Genomic DNA, 18718 nt, shown 5'->3' with positions numbered 1-18718 from the left:
CCCAAGCTCAGGCAGGCAGCAACGCAGGATTATTCACTACCATCGACCTCTTTTCTCGAAGCGAAGAGGTCGTCGTGGAGCGTATATCCATGCGTAAAATCCGAGAGGTACTACGCCTAAAGTTCGACGCCGGCCTGTCCGTGCGCAAAATTGCTACCAGCCTGCGCATTAGCAGCGGCAGTGCCGGCAATTACCTGCACCGCTTCAACGCTTGCGGGCTGACTTGGCCCACGCAGTTGTCGGACGCCGAACTGGAGCGACGTCTATTCCCGCCAGCGCCGACGGTGCCCAGTGATCAACGTCCGATACCGGACTGGGCTCATGTCCATGCCGAGTTACGTCGCCCCGGCGTCACCCTGGCCCTGCTTTGGCAAGAGTATCGGCTCAGCCACCCGCAAGGTTTCCAGTACAGCTGGTTCTGCGAGCACTACCGCCTCTGGGCCGCCAAGGTCGACGTGGTCATGCGCCAGGAACACCGTGCCGGCGAGAAGCTGTTCGTTGATTACGCCGGCCAGACCGTGCCGGTCATTGATCGGCGAACCGGCGAGATCCGCCAAACGCAGATCTTCGTCGCCGTCCTCGGCGCGTCCAGCTACACCTTCGCCGAGGCCACCTGGTCGCAGAAACTGCCCGACTGGCTGGGCTCGCACGTGCGCTGCTTCGCCTTTCTCGGCGGTACATCGCAGATCCTGGTACCGGACAATCTGCGCAGCGGCGTTACCAAAGCGCATCGTTACGAGCCCGACATCAACCCCAGTTACCGCGACCTCGCCGAGCATTACGGCGTGGCCGTGTTGCCTGCCAGATCTCGCAAACCTCGGGACAAAGCCAAGGTTGAAGTCGGCGTCCAGGTGGTCGAGCGCTGGATCCTGGCGGTGCTGCGCAACCGCCAGTTCTTCTCGCTGGGCGAACTCAACACAGCCATCGCGCTGCTGCTGGATCGCCTCAATCAGAAGCCCTTCAAGAAGCTGCCCGGCTCACGCCGCTCGGCCTTCGAGACCATCGACCAACCCGCACTGCAATCGCTGCCAGCGCATCCTTATGTCTACGCCGAATGGAAAAAGGTGCGGGTACACATCGACTACCACGTCGAGGTCGACGGCCATTACTACTCGGTGCCGTATCAGCTGGTGAAGCACCAACTCGAAGTGCGGCTGACTGCGCAAACCGTCGAGTGCTTCCACGCCAACCAGCGCGTGGCCAGCCATCTGCGCTCAGCACATAAAGGCCGCCACACCACCCAAACTGAGCACATGCCCAAAAGTCACCGCGAACACGCCGAATGGACGCCCCAGCGACTGATCCACTGGGCAGAGCAGACAGGCCCGAATACGGCCGGCGTCATCGCCTACATCCTCGAACGCCGGATCCATCCGCAGCACGGCTTCCGCGCCTGCCTGGGCATCCTGCGCCTGAGCAAACAGCACGGCGAAGAGCGGCTGGAAGCCGCTTGCCAGCGAGCGCTGGCACTGGGCGCGTGCAGCTACAAAAGCCTTGAATCGATCCTGCGCCAAGGGCTGGAACGGCTGCCGCTGGCCCAGCAAAACCTGCCGTTACTGCCTGAAGAACACATCAACCTGCGCGGCCCTGGCTACTACCACTGACCTGAAAAAGGAGCACCAAAATGCTGCCCAACCCGACACTCGACAAGCTGCAAACCCTGCGCCTGCACGGCATGATCAAGGCGCTTGGCGAACAACACGCAACGCCTGACATCAACGATCTCAGCTTCGACGAACGCTTCGGTCTGATGGTCGACCGCGAGCTGACCGAGCGCGAAGACGCCCGCCTGACTACTCGCCTCAAGGCCGCACGACTGCGCCATAACGCCTGCCTGGAAGACATCGACTATCGCAGTCCGCGTGGCTTGGACAAGGCCTTGATCCTGCAACTGGGCAGCGGCCAGTGGCTGCGCGACGGCCTGAACCTGATCATCGGCGGCCCAACTGGCGTAGGCAAAACCTGGCTCGCCTGCGCGCTGGCTCATAAGGCCTGCCGCGACGGTTACAGCGTGCGTTATCTGCGCTTGCCGCGCTTGATGGAAGAACTAGGCCTGGCCCACGGCGACGGCCGCTTCGCGAAACTGATGGCGGGTTATGCCAAGACCGACTTGCTGATCCTGGACGACTGGGGCCTGGCGCCGTTTACCGCTGCGCAACGGCGCGACATGCTTGAACTGCTGGACGACCGCTACGGCAACCGCTCGACGCTAGTGACCAGCCAGATGCCAGTGGACAAATGGCACGCACTGATCGGCGATCCGACCTTGGGCGATGCGATCCTCGACCGGCTGGTGCACAACGCTTATCGGATCGAACTGAAGGGCGAATCGATGCGCAGACGCGCAACGAAATTGACGGCGACAGAGACTTCAGACTAACAATGCAAGCCTGCGTCGCTGCGCTCCGACTGCCTGCCCAAGTGGACGTGGATCAGGTGTCCAAGTGAGCGTGGAACGAGTGTCCAAATGATCGTGGGCTGAGTGTCCAAGTGTCGTGGAATCCGCAATGTAACGATCGAGCAGGTCAGAGAAGATATCTTCGGTACCGTCCCACGTCAGAATCTCATCGAGCCTTTCCCCGGGAAACTGCTGTCCGGCAAGCAAAGAATCGACCGTTTCTGAATGCACCTGAACCCGACCGATTGGCGAACTGCTACCAGACAATGCCAACAACAGCATCGGATCGACGTTCACGGTTTTAGCCAAGCGATTGCGTAATTGCTCCAGGACATAACCTTCCGGCAGGTTCATCTGGAAAATCGGGTGCAGGTCTCGGCGGCGAAACTCGTCGGGGCGTACAGGCATCGACAAACTGATTGCCATGGGGGGCAATGCATCTTCGTCATAGCGAAACAGGAAATCCTCAGCGCTGGTGAGGATGCTGCCGCTGCTCCCCTCTGGCGTGCTGACTTTAAGAGAAGTCATTTTCATTCGAACAGCCCCCCAAGCTCTTCAAGCGTCGGCATAGCCGCCGGAATGACCGCTAATTCGCAATCCAGCGCTGCCAGAATTCGCGCATAGGCGATCATTCCTACAGAAAGGGTCCCCTTCTCTACGGCAATGATTTTGTGTCGTGTCAGTCCTGCAAGCTCGGCAAGCTGAGCTTGCGTCAGGCCACGATTCATACGCTTTTCGCGTATTTGGTTGCCGAGGCGGGAAATTAGCAGAGCGTAATCCATGTATAGTTACCGCAACATTGAAAGCCAAATGTAATGTATACCGCACATTAATGCCAACTCAACTTCTAGTTTCACGGATCCGCCCCCTCACCTGCTTCACACCAATCCCCACCAACATCCCCAATACAATCGCCCCCAACGGCACCGCGCCCACCCAAGTCATCGTCGGAAATACCAGCAAAATCTGCGAATCATTTCCACCCAGCATCATCGACGCACCAATCCCCATTAGCACCCCGGCCAGTAAATGCTCCCCCGCGACCCTCCATTCAAACCGCTGATAGTTGAACGTCCGTCGATGCAGCGTGTGACTGAGCATTCCCACCAAGAGCATGACGAACACCGCCACGCGCTGGCTGGTCAACGAGCTGTCGCCCGAGGCCCAGAACATCTGCGAGAGGTTGTAAAAGAACACGCTCGGGGTCCACAGCGGTTCGAAGGTGTAGAGGGCGCTGGTCAAGGCGCCCAGGAGCATGCTGGACAGCACCAGGTGTTTGTCGCCGTGAACGCGGATCAGGAAGAGTAGGGCCATCAGCACGATGACGATGGTCAGCCAGTATTGGTGGCTGGAGATCGTCGGCATTTGCAGGGTTTTGTGTTCGGTCAGCAGGTTCAGGTGATACCAGAGGACGATCCCCACCACCCAGCCAACAATCGTGAAGGCTTTGCTGAGGTTGCCGCTGGCGAGCTTGGTGAGGGTGCCGACGCTGCAACCGTCGTTGAGCACCGAGGCGATGCCGACCAGCGACCCGTAGCCGACGTCAGGAACGAACAACGGCAGACTGACACCAAACAACCGGTAAAACGGTGCCAGTAACAGGCCGAACAGACCGCAAGAGATGAGCGACACAAACAGTGTCGGCCGGCGCCTGAGCAATAACCCGGTGGCATTGACCAGACACATGCCCATGCGCTGGGATACCCAACCGATGAGGAAGGCCAGCAGCAGCGAAATCAGCAGTGAAAGCACAGGCCTCCTTGTTTCCGGACCCAGACATCGAACAGGTTCCTGAAGAATAGATCAGCCACAGACCAAACTTCGGGTGAACCCGCGAAGGCCTTCTACACTAAACCCGCATACGCCCCACCACCCAAAGAGCCCCCATGACCACCCTCAAAGACCGCTTGAAGCAAGGCAAGGATGCTCGCAAGAACTGCCCCCGCAATGCTCAAGCGTCAACGGGAAAGACAACCCGCGACCCGCTCCCGCTGATCAAAGCGTCGAGCGAAGGCCGGATCAAATCCCTGGTCGAATTACGCTACGGTCGAATGCTCGATTCCCCCTTCACCTTCTATCGCGGCAACGCACTTTTGCAGGCCCACGACCTGGCCACCACACCGAACATGGGGCTGACATCGCCCATCTGCGGCGACTCCCACCTGATGAACTTCGGCGGTTTCGCCACGCCCGAACGCAATCTGCTGTTCAGCGTCCACGACTTCGACGAGGCCCATCCCGGCCCATGGGAGTGGGACGTTAAACGGCTGGTGGCAAGTATCGTGGTGGCCGCCCGCGACTTGCGTCATAGCGAAACAGTCGTAGAAACGGTCTGCCGCGAAGCGGTCGGCGCCTATCAGGAAACGATGCTTGAGTGCGCCGAACAAAGCGCTCTGGAAACCTGGTACGAGTCCATCCGTTACGACGACCTGCGCAAGCAGGCGAACAAAAAAACGCTCGAGCATATCGAACGCGCCATCGAAAAAGCCGAAGGTCGCTCCCATGCTGAACTGCTGCCGAAAATCAGCGAGCGTGACGCGCATGGTCGTCTGACTATTCGTGATGATCTGCCGGAAATTTTCCACCTGCACAAAAGCACCACGCTGCTGGACGCCGACGATGACTGGCTGCGCCTCTCGGATTGGCGGCCGATCTACGACGCCTTCATGCGCGAGTATCCAGGCACGCTGCAGGCTGACCGACGAGCGTTGTTTTCACGTTTTCATATTCAGGACATGGCCTTCAAAGTGGTGGGTGTGGGCAGCGTCGGCACTCGTTGCCTGGTGGCTCTGCTGACTGACGATCAGGAATTCCCGCTGTTTCTCCAATTCAAGGAAGCACGGCGCTCGGTGCTGGCCAATTACGTGAAGACAAAATCAAAAGAGCGGCACAACGGTCAGCGGGTGGTCGATGGTCAACGGCTGATGCAGGCGGCCAGTGATCTGTTCCTCGGTTGGACCACCGGCCCCAGCGGTCGACACTTCTATGTGAGGCAGTTGCGCGACATGAAAATCTCGGCCGAACTCGAGACCTTCGATGCGGACACCTTCGCGGAGTATGGACGCGTCTGTGGTCGCGCCCTCGCCCGCGCACATGCCAAATCATCCGGGCAGGCCGCGCAGATCAGCGGATACATCGGTAAAAGCGATGCTCTGGCCGACGCGCTGTTCAAGTATGCGAATAGCTACGCCAAACAGAATGAGCGCGACTTCGAACGCTTCCAGCAGGCCTGCCGCAAGGGCCGGTTGCGGGCACGTTCGGAGGCTGATTTCGCGGCTGACCATTTGCCGTAGGCGCTAACCCGGAGGTCCCCCTCCACATAAATTTTTCTTCACCCCATCGCCCCTCTCCAACCGTTAAAGTGCGCTCGCTCATTCAAGAAACTACGGTTTGCCCGCCCTCCCGCGGGCTTTTTTTTTGCCTTTTGATTGATTACCTTCAGGTTGTCATTCAAAACCCTGCGCCCTGATGCAAATCACACCCGGCCGCTTTATTGGGTGTAGCATGGATGTCTGTCCATCAGATATCAGTTAGCCATGTCCACGCTAAGCGAAGAGAGCCGCCAGATCGTAGCTTCTCTGGCGCACCGTGTTGGCCCCAATGCTGACATCGCAAGGATCGCGCAGGCGATCATTTCAACCTTGCAGGATATGGATGTAGCCCTCACGCCCATCATCGGCCCGCAGGGAGTTGCCGCGCTTTATCGCCGCAGCCTCCACCTGTGCGCCTCTACTCATCCGCGTTTAGCCGGCACCTACGACAAAGTGCCAGCCGGCATGGAGCTGACTGCCCTCAAGTCCGTAATCGTTGAGCAAAACGACGCCGATGCGCTGTTTTTCGGTGAAGTGTTGCTGACTACGTTTTACGAGCTGCTGACCACGCTCATCGGGCCCTCGCTTACCGAACGCTTGCTTCGTGGCATGTGGGAACCTTCTTTGAGCGACACCCCTTCGCAGGAAAATTCGCCATGAGCACCAAAGTGACTATCAACCGCCTGGCCACCGGCGTGCCAGGACTGGACGAGGTGCTGGGCGGGGGATTACCGGAGTTTTCGTTCAACCTGATCGCCGGCCCGCCTGGCTGTGGCAAAACCACCCTTGCGCATCAGATGATGTTCGCCCTGGCGACACCTGAGCGCCCGGCGCTGTTTTTTACCGTGCTGGGAGAGCCGCCGCTGAAGATGCTGCGCTATCAGCAGCAATTCGATTTTTTCGACAGCGAAGCGATCAACCATTCGATTCGCTACATCAACCTGGCCGACGACACCCTGGCGGGGAATCTGGACGAGGTGTTGCGGCGCATCGTCAGCGAGGTGGAGGCTCACTCTCCGGGGCTGGTGTTCGTCGATTCGTTCCGCTCCGTGGTACTGGCCAGTCAGACCCAGGACAACCCCAACAACAACCTGCCGCAGTTCGTTCAGCAACTGGGCATGTTGATGACCACCTGGCAGGCGACGACCTTTCTGATCGGCGAATACTTCACCGAAACCGACACCAACCCGATATTCACCGTGGCCGATGGCCTGATCTGGCTGCGCCAGAGCGTTCAGCGCAATTCCATGGTGCGCAAGATGGAAATCATGAAGATGCGCGGCCAGCCGACGTTGCCGGGGCTGCATACCTTCCGTATTGCTACGTCCGGGATCAAGGTCTTTGCACCTGCCTCCGCCAACCCGGTTGAAGCACCGCTGGAATTCCCGAGAAAACGCCTGAAAATGGGCGTGCCGCAACTCGATGAAATGCTCGGCGGCGGCCTGCCCCGGGGTTATTCCTTGTTGGTGGCCGGACCGTCGGGCTCGGGCAAAAGCATTCTGGCGTCAACCTTCCTGGCCGAAGGCGCGCGCAATGGCGAAACCGGCGTGATCGCGGTGTTTGAACAGCGGCCGAATCACACCCAGAACACAACCCTGGCGGGACTGATTGAGAGCGGACAAGTCGGCCTGGTGGACAGCCGTGCGCCGGACCTGTCCATCGACGAAATCGTGCATTTACTGCTCAGCGAGATCAGCCGACTGAAAGCCACCCGTGTGGTGATCGATTCATTGTCGGGTTTCGAACTGGCGCTGGCACCCACCTTCCGCGAAGACTTTCGCGAATCGCTGTCGCGCATGGTCACTGCACTGACCAGCATCGGAGTCAGTGTGTTGCTGACCTCGGAACTGGAAGACCGCTACACCGACCTGCGCTTCAGCCCCTACGGCACGGCGTTTCTCACCGACGCAATTATCGTCCAGCGCTATATTGAAGTGCAGAGCCGTTTGTTGCGCATCATGGCGGTGGTCAAGGTTCGGGCCAGCGCCCACTCCGATGAGTTGCGCCTGTACCGCATCGACAATAACGGCCTGCAGATCGGCGAAATGTTACCGGATCAGGAAGGATTACTGGGAGGCCGGCCAACCCGGCAGGTCAGCAAGGACGAGGTGTAAACCAAGACTATGACTGAGGCCAATGGCACGAACGCGCAAACGATGGCCTCGGCCGCTCGCGAGTTGTTCCTGCTCGGCCAGAAAACCGTCGAAGCGCGCGCGGTGCTGGCGGCGCTGAAAAAAGAATTGAGCGATACCAACAACCGGCTGGTGGATGCCCAGCAAATCGAGCAATTGGTCGAGGCCAATCAGCAATTGGTGCTGGCCATTCTGCTGGCGCAATCGGATGCGGAAAAACCCCAACGCTCGCAAGAAGAGCAGCGGCTGTTTCTGGAAATGCGCGAGGCCAACGCGCAATTGGTGATTGCGGCCCTCAGCGCGCAAAACCTGCAAGCCTCGGCAGAACATATGCTGGCGCAGCAACGCAACCTCCTCACGCTGGTCGCCCATGAACTGCGCAACCCGCTGACGCCCATCAGCATGATCGCCGGCCGGCTGGTGCGAGTGCCCAGTGAAGAGCTGCCGCGCATGCAGGCGTTAATCGAGAGCCAGGTGCAGCACATGACGCGACTGGTGGATGACCTGCTCGACGTGTCCCGCGCCAGCACCGGCAAGCTGCGCCTCGATTGCCGGATCGTCGACATGGTGCAGATCATCCACGAGGCCATCGATGTGTGCCGCCCGGTGATGAACACCCGACACCTGCACTTCACCGCCGAACTGCCCATGTGCGCGCTGTCGGTGAACGGCGACCCGGTGCGGCTCACGCAGATCCTCGGCAACCTGCTGGGCAATGCGGCCAAGTACACACCCGCGCAAGGCCATGTCACGCTGTCGGTCACGACCAGGGACAACGTGCTGGAGATGAGCATTTGCGATGACGGCATCGGCATTTCGGCTCAAGCCCTGCCGTTTATCTTCGAACCGTTTGTGCAAGACGTTCACGCCGTCGGTTTCAACGGTGCAGGCCTTGGCATTGGCCTGACGGTCGTTCGCGAACTGGTGGAAGCCCATGGCGGCAGGGTGATCGGCAGGAGCGACGGCGACGGCAAAGGCAGCACCTTTATCGTGACGTTGCCGTTGGCGGTTTGAGTTTTCCTGTTGGCCACGTAATGCTTGCGCTACGATCCCCACGAACCGGAGCGCCCTATGCCGTTGTTGTCCCTGCCCTGTAAACGCTTGACGCTGGCGGTGCTCGAACCTGAACAGGCGGCACTGGAAAGCGACTTCTACCGACGCAACCAAAGGCACCTCGCCCGGTGGTCGCCGATTCGCCCTACCGATTACCACAGCCCTGAAAACATCCGTCCGCGCCTTGAGGTGCAAGCCAGCGCTTTGCTGGCGGGCCTGGCAGTGCATTTCGCGCTGCTGGACCCGGACAACGGCCAGATGATCGGCGCCTGCAACTTCAGCGGTATCACTCGCGGGGCGTTTCAGGCCTGCTATCTCGGTTACCACATCGACGAATCCCATCAGGGCCAGGGCCTGATGCAGGAAGCACTGGAAGCGGGCATCGGCTACATGTTCGATGAGCAGAAACTGCACCGGATCATGGCCAATTACATCCCCGGCAATGAGCGCAGTGCACGTTTGCTGGAGCGCCTGGGATTTGAACGTGAGGGCTATGCCAAGGCCTACCTGAGTATCGCCGGGCGCTGGCAGGATCATGTGTTGACGGCGTTGATCAATGACCGCTTTGAAGCCCCGGAGCAGCGCTGGTCCAGACGTCTCTCGTAATACTCGCAGGCCGTTCACAATTCGTTAAGCATTCGCCCCGTATGCTCGAGCTTCCCGGTCTACCTCCTCGGTTGCCAGAAGTCTATGTCGCGTCCCGCCACTTCACTGTTTCTGCTTGCCGCTGTGCTGTTTTTCTTTGCCTTGGGCAATCATCAACTGCAAGGTTCCACTGAAGCCAGGGTTGCCGGGATCGCCTTGCAAATGCACCTGGATAACGACTGGGTGACGCCACGTTTGTTCGGCGAACCTTTTCTGGAAAAACCACCCTTGAGCTTGTGGCTGGATGCCGGCGCCATCCGCGCATTCGGCGGTACGCCGTGGGCGGTGCGACTGGCATCGGCGTTCACCGGATTGTTCAGCGTGATGCTGTTGTACGCGATGCTGCGGCGGTTCGGCCGGCCCAAGGCGATTGCCTGGACGGCGGGCATCCTGCTAGCAACCATGGCCAGTTACTGGAGCAACGTGCGCGGCGTCGGTGAGGACGCGCTGCTTGCCCTCGGCGTGACCATGGCGCTGCTGTCGTTCTTTCAGGGGCAACGACTGTCGACGCTCGGCAACGCGCTGCTGTTTGCCTCGGGAATCGCCATCGCCACATTGAGCAAAAGCGTGCTGGGCCTGGCGATGCCGGGCGTGGTGATCTTCGCGTATCTGCTGGTCGAAACCTTGATCGACAAGCGCCTGAAGCTCTCGGACTGGCTTCGCCCCGGTTTACTGACGCTTGCGGGATTGATCCCGCTGATGATCTGGGTCGCCGTGCTGTATCAGCGCGGTGGCGCGCAGGCCGTGGGGGAAGTGCTGCTGACCAACAGCGTCGGGCGCTTCAGCGGATCCTTCGTCGAGGCCGGGCATTACGAACCGTTCTACTACTACCTGGCCAAGCTGCCCCAAGCGTTTCTGCCATGGAATATTCTGGTGTACTTGGGGTTGTGGCATTTCCGAAAAAGCCTGATGGCCAATCGTTACTTGCTGTTTTTCACGCTGTGGATCGTGGCGCAGTTTGTGATGCTGACGTTGGCGTCGAGCAAGCGCACGGTGTATCTCATGTCGATGACCCCAGCGGCGGCGGTGATAGCCGCGGAATATGCGAACGTCCTGTTCCACCGGTTGAAGGTAAGCGAAGGGGCTTCCAACTTTTGGGGGCGCATCGCACGGCATCGACGCGGCGTGGCGATTGGCGCCCTCGCGTTGGTGATCTGCAGTTACCTGCCCGCCGCTCAGTGGGCACTGCCCCATGCCGATCGCAAACTGTCGTTCCTGCCATTGACCGCGCAGATTCGGACGATGCAGGCCAACGGGCAACACGTCGCCCTGTTCCAGGCCAACGAGCGGGTGGGCGGCGCCAGCGTGTTCTACACCCAGCGCGTGCTCAAGGGCCTGGACACCGAGGCGCAACTGCATGAGTTTCTGACGGCGTCACCTTCCAACGTAGCGGTCATGTCCGGTGAAACCGAACCGGCCGCGCCATTGAAAATCCTCAAGACCATGAAGGTGGGGCGTCAGGCTTACTACTTTGTAAATCAGTAAGCGGCTCAGCGGTCGGCGCGTCAGCCTTTTGCAGCACCGGCACCTCCAGCCGCGCCCTGCCGTAAAACGCCAACGCCGTCAGCAAACACGCCAGCCACACGAAGATTCCGGCCCAGAAGGTGTGGGACATGTAGTGCCAGCCTTGCAGAACCCGCGTCGTGCCGTAGACGAAACCGAGCAGCAACGCGCCGTACATCAGCGCTTTGGAATAACGCCAGCGGTAGCGGCGAGCCACGAAGTACAGCGCGAGCATGGTGAAGCCGCCGGAAGCATGGCCGCCCGGCCAGCAACGGCCATCACCGGCTTCCTTGAACAGCTGGAAGTTGCTGTACCACTCCACATGGGCCATTTTCCCACCGTAGAGGGTCGTTTCAATCGGGCAGTACACGCTGGTGTGCGCCTTGAGGAAATGGATCACGCCGGTGCAAATGGCAAACGCGAAGACCACAAACAGAAAATCCCGACGATGCTCATAGGCAAATCGCAGCACCGCCGCCGCTTTGCTGCGTTCCAGAAAGCTGCCGAGACGCGGATGCTTTTGTGTGTTGGTCAGCGGCCAGACAAACGACAGCATCGCGCCGATCAACGCGATTTCAGCGGTCCAGTTCGGAATGATGCGCGCCCACTTGTGGGTGAGCTTCTCGAAGAAGTGAACCTTGTCGAGTGGAAAGATCTGGGCGACGGGATCAAACAGCAGATTACTGAAGGCGATGTCGATATTGGTCATGTCGAACATCAGGAAAACCACGGCCGCGCAGGCCAGCGGGATGCCGAAATTCACCCAATAAAACCGGTGGCGGGAAGACGTCAGCATGGTGTGTCCTGATCCAGAGGAAATACTCATTCGGAGGTCACCGAGCGCCAGTCAGAGGCTTCGATGAAACCCAGCATGCGCGGTGCTTGAGCGGTTTTGGCAGAGATAAACAGAGAAGCGCCGTAACCGAGCGTGGAGGTCGACACCTTGAGGTCTTTTTCGAGTTGCGCCATGCATTCGCTATGGGTCACCAGAATCAGATTGCGACCAGCCACTTTGTGCGCCAGGGCATCACGCAGCATCGTGCCCCTGCAGCTGATCAGCCAGTCCTCGCCCACACCGACCTTGTTGAACATGTAGCTGGCCGTCTGTGACGTACGAATCATGGGGCTGTTGTAGATATCGGCCTTTTCCAGCCCCAATTGCTCGAACTGCGCACCGACACTCACTGCGACGCTGCGCGAACGGTCGGTAATGCCATCGCTGCCGCTCAGGCAAGCGGCTTTCGAGTGATCGCAACGCTCGACGTGGCGTACCAGCACGATCACGTCGCCTTTGGCCCAACCCTTGGCCAATGCTCGTGCGCCCGCCACATTGCCATGCGCCAGGTCCGGCACTGCGGCCGGCTGCAACAGCCATACGGTCAATGGAATGACCAGCAGCGCCGAGGCCAGCACCACCGCGGTGTTTCGATATCGGGCCAAAACGCTCAGATTGATCGAGCGTTTTATCCCGAACAGATTCAGTCTCAATTCCACATCAAACGGCCTCACCCGCATGCATCACTGTCATTCGATGCCACGAGGGTAGAGAGGCGCGCGTCGGCGGCCGGTGAAACCCATGTGAAAAAAAGCTTAAGCCGCCCACAACAACCTTGTTACAGATCTGTCCGACAAAATCCTTTCAGCTCTCGCGATTGCTGCCGATAAAGACCTGCTACACACCCTTGCTGGCACCTAAAAACAACAATCTTCCAGCCAACCGACGATCGAAAGCGCAACGTTCCTGGAGGAATTTGATGAATAGCTGGTTCGGCAACATCAGCGTGAACATGAAACTGGGCCTGGGATTCGGCTTGGTCCTGGCACTCACCTGCGTACTGGCCCTGACCGGCTGGACGAGCCTGGGCGGGTTGATTGACCGCAGTAACTGGATGAGCGACATCACCCAGCTCAACTCCGGCTTGACCAAGCTTCGTGTGGTTCGCCTGCAATACATGCTGACCAACGGCGATGAAACCGCCGCTCAGAACGTACAGACCACCCTTGACGCCTTTTCCGCTCAGCAACAATCGTTGTTGTCGAAGTTCAAGAGCCCGGAAAACCTCAAGCTGCTCAAAGAGCAAGGCACCTACATCGACGCCTACAAGACGTCGCTGAACAAAATGCGCAGCGCTTACCGCACTGGCAACAGCGCCCGCGACGCCATGGCCGCCAATGCTGAAGCGGCCAGCACGCTGATCGACGCCATCAGCACCCGCGTGCAACAAATGCCCCTGAGCGATCAGCGTTTTGAACAATTCCAGGCCGTCACCGCCGCCAAGGAAGCGTTCATCCTGGCCCGCTACGAAGTGCGCGGCTACACCGCCACCACCAATGCCGAAACCGAGCAAAAGGCTGTTGTCCAACTGGATACGGCGATTGCCAGCCTGAAACCGCTCAACGTGCATTTTGCCGAGACCCAGCAAGACGCCCTGCGTCAACTGGAAACCGCGCTAGGCAACTACCGCAGTGCGTTGCACGCCTATAAAGCGGCCAACACCGATGCCGTGCAGGCCCGCAAGGAAATGACCGACCAGGGCGCTGCCATCGTAACCCTGAGCGATGAGATGTATCAGATCCAGCTCGATCGTCGTGACGTCGAAAGCGCCCAGGCACGTACGCTGCAGCTGATCAGCACGTTGCTGGCGTTGCTGGTGGGCATCATTGCTGCCGTGATCATCACCCGTCAGATCACCGGCCCGTTGCGCGACACTCTGGCCGTGGTCGAACGCATCGCCAGCGGCGACCTGTCCCAGGACGTCAAAGTGACGCGCCGCGATGAACTCGGCGTGTTGCAGCAAGGCATTGCGCGCATGGGCGTGACCCTGCGTGACTTGATCAGCGGCATCCGCGACGGTGTCACGCAGATCGCCAGCGCCGCTGAAGAATTGTCTGCCGTCACCGAGCAAACCAGCGCCGGCGTCAACAGCCAGAAGATCGAGACCGATCAAGTGGCCACCGCCATGCACGAGATGACTGCCACCGTTCAGGAAGTCGCACGCAACGCTGAAGAAGCCTCCCAGGCCGCAGCCGCCGCTGACGGCGAAGCTCGCGAAGGCGACAAAGTGGTCAACGAAGCCATCGCCCAGATCGAACGTCTGGCCACCGAAGTAGCACGCTCCACCGAAGCCATGAGCGTGCTGCAACAGGAAAGCGACAAGATCGGCAGCGTCATGGACGTGATCAAGGCCGTGGCCGAACAGACCAACCTGCTGGCCCTCAACGCTGCGATTGAAGCCGCGCGTGCCGGTGAAGCCGGTCGTGGTTTTGCCGTGGTTGCCGACGAAGTCCGCGGCCTGGCCCAGCGCACACAGAAGTCCACCGAAGAAATCGAAGGTCTGGTGGCCGGTCTGCAGAATGGCACCCAACAAGTGTCGACCGTGATGAACAACAGCCGCGCCCTGACCGACAGCAGCGTCGCCCTGACCCGCAAGGCTGGCGTGTCGCTGGAAAACATCACCCGCACGGTGTCCAACATCCAGTCGATGAACCAGCAGATCGCTGCCGCTGCCGAGCAACAAAGCGCCGTGGCCGAAGAAATCAGCCGCAGCATCATCAACGTGCGCGACGTGTCAGAACAGACCGCCGCCGCCAGCGACGAAACCGCTGCGTCCAGTGTTGAACTGGCGCGGTTGGGGAATCAGTTGCAGATGATGGTGAGCCACTTCAGGGTTTAATCCCGTCTGTTCATTCCCACGCTGGCGCGTGGGAATGATCAATTTGCGCCCACCGACGGCATCAGGCCTCCCAAGGATTGATCACCTCAATCCCGGGAAACGCGAAGTCGCGAACATTACAGGTGGCAATCGGGGCGCCATGACTTCGACAAATGGCGGCAATTTGCGCATCTGCCATCGACGCCGTTCTACCCTCTGCTTCACCGCCAGCGACTAGCGTCGCGTATTCAACGGCAGCATGGGCATCAAAAGGCAAAATCCGCCCGGCAAAGTCCTCTTCAAACATCGCCATCGCATGTGCTTCAAGCTTTTGTTTACGTTTGCCAAACGGAAGCCGGGCAATCCCATGGAGAATTTCTGCCACGGTGATAGCGCTGATCGCCAGGTCCATTGCCGGTTGCGCATCGACCCAGGCCAGGACCTGTGAATCGGGCTCGACGCGCATGAATTCCGAAAGAACGTTGGTATCGAGCACTATCATTCGGAGAAATCCACCGCTGTCGCTTTCTCGTCACGTGGAGGAAGAGCGAGCTCAACTCCACCGCTATCGCTGAACCTGTTGCGGATTCGACTACCAAGCCCTCCAGCACGATTAACCGTGACCAAGGCTCTACCTAGAATCAGGCGTGCCTCTTCCTCCATCGAGTGCCCGTTGTGAGCGGCAGCGATCCGCAGTTGCTCCTTTATCTGATCGTCCAGGTTTCTAATCGTAATACTGGCCATGTGGCCTCCTGCAATCAATGAAATCATTGATTTAGGCTAACACACTCAATGACTCTAAACGTCATGCAGATGCCAAACGGTCTTCTTTCATCGCCTTGGTTTACAACCAAGGCGACTTCGAAATAACGGGTCACGTCCCTGTCTTGGCTGCCCCACGGTGTAGTCCTACATACGTACAGCTCCAGTCCCCTGCCATGTGGCGAAACTTCCGATCCTCGTCAAACGAAAGCGCTGACAGCGCCTCCGCATGTCACTCCGTATTGTCGATGTCTCCACTGACTGGAGTCTCGTCGCCATGGACAACACCCCCTCGGAAAACAATCCCACCACCGAGCACAGCCATAAATCCATACTCGACACAATGATCGAGGCCTTCGCTCCCGAGGGCGAATCGTCAGCATTTGAAACACTCTTCAAAGAAAAGCTGAACATCACTTCGGTATTCGACATCGCCGGGATGACCGCGGCCGAGTTCAAGGATCGTCTGGATACCGCGATCAACAATGACGAGAGCCTCAAAACGCAGGCCGCCAGCATCGACACCGGGACACTCTACAAAGACGCCAGATGTTACGCCGCGCAGATCAACCACCTTTACCGGGAGCAGCGGACGTCGGACGGAACGGCGCAGGATCAGTGGCACCCGTTGGGCATTCGCGCCCTCGAGAAACAGGGCCCCACCTACACCCATCTGTTCAAAGAGAACTGGGACGACGCATGCAAGAACGATTCGATCGCCGCCATCGATTCACCGGTCGCCTACCTCAGAGCGCTGTACCGGTTTGCCCAGCAACTGGAATCCAGTGCCTCGTCAACGGCGGAAGAAAAAACCAACCGGATCACGCTGGGACAACGCCGCCCGGATCTCGCTGATCTGTCGATTGATCAGCAAAGCACCTTGACCGCGCAACCGATGCTCGGGATCGTCAATGCGATCCTCAACCAAAATATTCAGGACGCGCTGAAGACCACCGAGGACCAGGGAAAATCGACCTATGACGTTTTGGCGCAACGGTGTTACCCCTTTGCCCTTCCGTACGAGTTTTTCCATCATCAATGCCTGCTGGGACTGGGCGCGGACAAACCGACGCTCGGAGAGCTGAATTACCTCGCCAGCGAATACCTTCCTGTCACGCACTACTACGGCTCCCGGTTTGGCACGGTGCAGAACGCTTCCTCCAATCAAGTTCAGCGGCTGATGTCCGGGCTGGGCCCGCAACAACAGGCGCTGCTGACAGAACTTCCATGGGCGGAAAAAATCCTGACAGATACGGCGTTCGCCGAGTTCCCCCCCGAAGAACAGAGCAAGCAAAAAGACAATTACTGGAAAAAGATCTACGGCACAGCATCCATTTCCGATCTGAAAAAAATACACACCTTCCTTGAGCGAACCGAACTTAAAGCCGAGCAGCTGGAGGCATTGCTGGCGCAAGGCAAACATACGCCATACACATCTGTGCACTATTTATTATCGGCGCCTTACCCCCAGCCCTATGGCGCCCGTTATGTAAACGGTCCGCTCGTGGCCGCTGAAAAAAGCATGACGCTGGACAGAGAGAAAGGCCCCGGGAAAATCGCGAATGCGACCGAGGACCAACTCGAACGCCTGCATCGAATGATTCGCCTCCAGCGCTGGCTCAACCTCACTTTCTCCGAGCTGGACAGCCTGCTGTGCAGCGCATTTGAATCGAAGCGCCCACGCAATGCCCAGATGCAACTCGACGGTTATGCCATCCAGGCCCTCGGTGTTTATCGTTACCTGAATCGCAAGTACTCGATCACGGCGCAAGAGTTCGCCGCGCTGCTACACCAGGTATCGCCCTGCGCGACCGGCGACAACATCGCCCTGCTTGATAAGGTGTTCAATAAAACCCGAGTGTTCGACACACCGTTGAAGCTCGATGGTCGCGCCTTCCGGGCGGATAATTCAGACCCCGCCTCTCACACCATTCTCCAACACTTGAGCATCAGCCTTGGCTTGCCTTTGACAGAGGACTCGCTATTGCGGGTCGTCAGAAATACACAGAAACACCTGGGTTCGCTCAAGTGTGATTTGCTCACGCTGTCGTCCATTTATCGCCAGGCACGCATTGCGCGAATGTTCGGTGTCTCGATCAGCGAAAGTTCGACGCTGGCAAATGTACTGGGTGGGAAAAGCATTTCCAGAAGTCTGGCAACCGGCGACAACCTCCTCGACGTCCTGATGCAACTGGACTGGGTAACCCGCTGGATCAAAGAGTCCGCCTACGACATCCCCATGCTGCAACGTGTTCTTGAATTGCAGACCAGCGCCGATTATCCATTGGGGGATTTGCAGCAATACCTCACCAAATTCATGGCAGATACCCGCGAGCGTGTGGTCACCGTACAAGAGCTGGCGACGTTGGCATTGTCGGAAAAAGTTGATTGGCGAGCAAAGTTGGCCAGCACCCTGCTGGATGACAGAGGGCTGGTAAAAGATTTCGCCCCCACGATCAAACATAATGTGCCGCAGACGCTGACCGACGCATTGAACAAAGTCGTCGATGACGAAACAGTCAAACTGGACGAGGATCCCGGAAAGAATCTGAAACTCAAAGACGACAGCAAGCAAAAACTCAAGAACCTTCTCTTACTGGCCCATGATCGTCAGCAGCATCTGATCGAAGCGTTTTTGCAGGAAGTTTTCCTCCTGCCCATGAACTGTGCAAAGGACGTAGTGATATGGGCGAAAACCTCAGTTCATCAGATTCTTAACGCGGCCCTGGACTCAAAAGACTCACACGAGCTTGCGCGCACATTACATACGCTGCTGCGCCACACCGAAGCCGCTGTTAGGTTGCAGTTGAGCAACAAGGCTTTACGCGCACTTCTGAGCACCGCCCGCTGGCTGGACACTCCGGATGGACAACTGAGGCTATCGTTCAAAACCTTGTACTTGTTCGATCGCTTTAACCACTTCATGAGCACTTACCAGCAGCCAGAGGAAAACCTGCTGAGCTACTTGGAGTTCGCCAATTTCTATGGTCGCGAGACAAGCGCTGTCAACGAGCGTCTGGCCCAACTCCTGAACTGGGCAGCGGCAGAAGTTACCGTGCTCACCTCGTATCTGCCGTTCAGGAAGGCCCAAACCATAAAGGACATCGATTGGGTCATGCGCTGTCACAGCGTCTGTAAAGCCACCGGCCTTGGCACGACCGCGCTGCTCGGTGCCGCGGCGCTCGACAACAACAGTTCGGCCGCGCAATGGAAAACGGTCGGTGAAGCCATCATGGCGGCCAGTCAATAAATGTCGATACA

General features: G+C 58.6%; 16 protein-coding genes and 2 pseudogenes. 11 read left to right on the top strand and 7 right to left on the bottom strand.

The window, feature by feature from the left end:
- The first annotated feature begins 89 nt into the window (after window positions 1–89).
- Both istA and istB read left to right on the top strand, forming a co-directional pair.
- On the top strand, window positions 90–1604 hold the full coding sequence (gene istA, locus ACYZTM_RS19210) for an IS21 family transposase (protein WP_461984080.1): 1515 nt from the start codon (window positions 90–92) through the stop codon (window positions 1602–1604).
- 20 nt (window positions 1605–1624) lie between these two features.
- Window positions 1625–2380: an IS21-like element ISPsy14 family helper ATPase IstB gene (istB, locus tag ACYZTM_RS19205; protein ID WP_461984078.1), complete on the top strand. Its 756-nt coding sequence runs from the start codon at window positions 1625–1627 to the stop codon at window positions 2378–2380.
- A gap of 126 nt (window positions 2381–2506) precedes the next feature.
- Here the strand turns inward: istB and ACYZTM_RS19200 are convergent.
- From ACYZTM_RS19200 to ACYZTM_RS19190, 3 genes and pseudogenes are all read right to left on the bottom strand, one after another.
- Window positions 2507–2932, bottom strand: a pseudogene (locus ACYZTM_RS19200) (HipA N-terminal domain-containing protein); the annotation flags it as partial.
- Window positions 2929–3180 (bottom strand): helix-turn-helix transcriptional regulator, encoded by a 252-nt coding sequence (locus ACYZTM_RS19195; RefSeq protein WP_131060824.1) that lies wholly within the window; start codon window positions 3178–3180, stop codon window positions 2929–2931. The gene ACYZTM_RS19195 and the pseudogene ACYZTM_RS19200, both read right to left, overlap by 4 nt.
- Before the next feature lie 58 nt (window positions 3181–3238).
- On the bottom strand, window positions 3239–4150 hold the full coding sequence (locus tag ACYZTM_RS19190) for a YeeE/YedE thiosulfate transporter family protein (RefSeq protein ID WP_461984076.1): 912 nt from the start codon (window positions 4148–4150) through the stop codon (window positions 3239–3241).
- A 134-nt stretch (window positions 4151–4284) separates the two neighbouring features.
- On the opposite strand from ACYZTM_RS19190, the gene ACYZTM_RS19185 reads away from it, so the two are divergent.
- From ACYZTM_RS19185 to ACYZTM_RS19160, 6 genes are all read left to right on the top strand, one after another.
- Complete coding sequence (locus ACYZTM_RS19185; protein ID WP_131060826.1) at window positions 4285–5691, top strand: DUF2252 domain-containing protein; 1407 nt, start codon at window positions 4285–4287, stop codon at window positions 5689–5691.
- 243 nt (window positions 5692–5934) lie between these two features.
- Window positions 5935–6369 carry a hypothetical protein gene (locus ACYZTM_RS19180; RefSeq protein ID WP_256656955.1) on the top strand — a complete coding sequence of 145 codons (435 nt, stop codon included), beginning with the start codon at window positions 5935–5937 and terminating at the stop codon, window positions 6367–6369.
- Entirely contained in the window at window positions 6366–7823 is a 1458-nt protein-coding gene (locus tag ACYZTM_RS19175) for an ATPase domain-containing protein (RefSeq protein ID WP_131060827.1), read from the top strand. The genes ACYZTM_RS19180 and ACYZTM_RS19175 overlap by 4 nt, the downstream gene beginning before the upstream one ends.
- Window positions 7824–7832: 9 nt before the next feature.
- On the top strand, window positions 7833–8855 hold the full coding sequence (locus tag ACYZTM_RS19170; protein WP_131060828.1) for a sensor histidine kinase: 1023 nt from the start codon (window positions 7833–7835) through the stop codon (window positions 8853–8855).
- 57 nt (window positions 8856–8912) lie between these two features.
- Entirely contained in the window at window positions 8913–9500 is a 588-nt protein-coding gene (gene rimJ, locus ACYZTM_RS19165; RefSeq protein ID WP_131060829.1) for a ribosomal protein S5-alanine N-acetyltransferase, read from the top strand.
- Window positions 9501–9584: 84 nt separating this feature from the next.
- Complete coding sequence (locus ACYZTM_RS19160; protein WP_461984072.1) at window positions 9585–11024, top strand: ArnT family glycosyltransferase; 1440 nt, start codon at window positions 9585–9587, stop codon at window positions 11022–11024.
- On the opposite strand, the gene ACYZTM_RS19155 is transcribed toward ACYZTM_RS19160, so the two are convergent.
- Both ACYZTM_RS19155 and pmrG read right to left on the bottom strand, forming a co-directional pair.
- Complete coding sequence (locus ACYZTM_RS19155) at window positions 10975–11838, bottom strand: phosphatase PAP2 family protein (RefSeq protein WP_131060830.1); 864 nt, start codon at window positions 11836–11838, stop codon at window positions 10975–10977. The two genes, ACYZTM_RS19160 and ACYZTM_RS19155, sit on opposite strands and share 50 nt — an antisense overlap.
- A gap of 26 nt (window positions 11839–11864) precedes the next feature.
- Entirely contained in the window at window positions 11865–12536 is a 672-nt protein-coding gene (pmrG, locus tag ACYZTM_RS19150; protein WP_131060831.1) for a lipopolysaccharide core heptose(II)-phosphate phosphatase PmrG, read from the bottom strand.
- A gap of 260 nt (window positions 12537–12796) precedes the next feature.
- On the opposite strand from pmrG, the pseudogene ACYZTM_RS19145 reads away from it, so the two are divergent.
- Window positions 12797–13810: pseudogene (locus tag ACYZTM_RS19145) on the top strand (methyl-accepting chemotaxis protein); the annotation flags it as partial.
- Between the two features lie 42 nt (window positions 13811–13852).
- The gene (locus ACYZTM_RS19140; protein WP_447795471.1) at window positions 13853–14716 is read left to right on the top strand and encodes a methyl-accepting chemotaxis protein; all 864 of its coding nucleotides are present in this window, start codon (window positions 13853–13855) and stop codon (window positions 14714–14716) included.
- A 61-nt stretch (window positions 14717–14777) separates the two neighbouring features.
- On the opposite strand, the gene ACYZTM_RS19135 is transcribed toward ACYZTM_RS19140, so the two are convergent.
- Both ACYZTM_RS19135 and ACYZTM_RS19130 read right to left on the bottom strand, forming a co-directional pair.
- The gene (locus ACYZTM_RS19135; protein ID WP_131060833.1) at window positions 14778–15197 is read right to left on the bottom strand and encodes a type II toxin-antitoxin system VapC family toxin; all 420 of its coding nucleotides are present in this window, start codon (window positions 15195–15197) and stop codon (window positions 14778–14780) included.
- Entirely contained in the window at window positions 15194–15439 is a 246-nt protein-coding gene (locus tag ACYZTM_RS19130; protein WP_131060834.1) for a FitA-like ribbon-helix-helix domain-containing protein, read from the bottom strand. The genes ACYZTM_RS19135 and ACYZTM_RS19130 overlap by 4 nt, the downstream gene beginning before the upstream one ends.
- Window positions 15440–15734: 295 nt before the next feature.
- On the opposite strand from ACYZTM_RS19130, the gene ACYZTM_RS19125 reads away from it, so the two are divergent.
- Window positions 15735–18707, top strand: coding sequence for a Tc toxin subunit A (locus ACYZTM_RS19125; protein WP_461984068.1), 2973 nt, complete (start codon window positions 15735–15737; stop codon window positions 18705–18707).
- Window positions 18708–18718 lie beyond the last annotated feature (11 nt).

The organism is Pseudomonas sp. MDT2-39-1, from assembly GCF_054898085.1.
The sequence above is the reverse complement of the archived record's forward strand: the minus strand, read 5'-3'. Positions and strand labels throughout refer to the sequence as shown.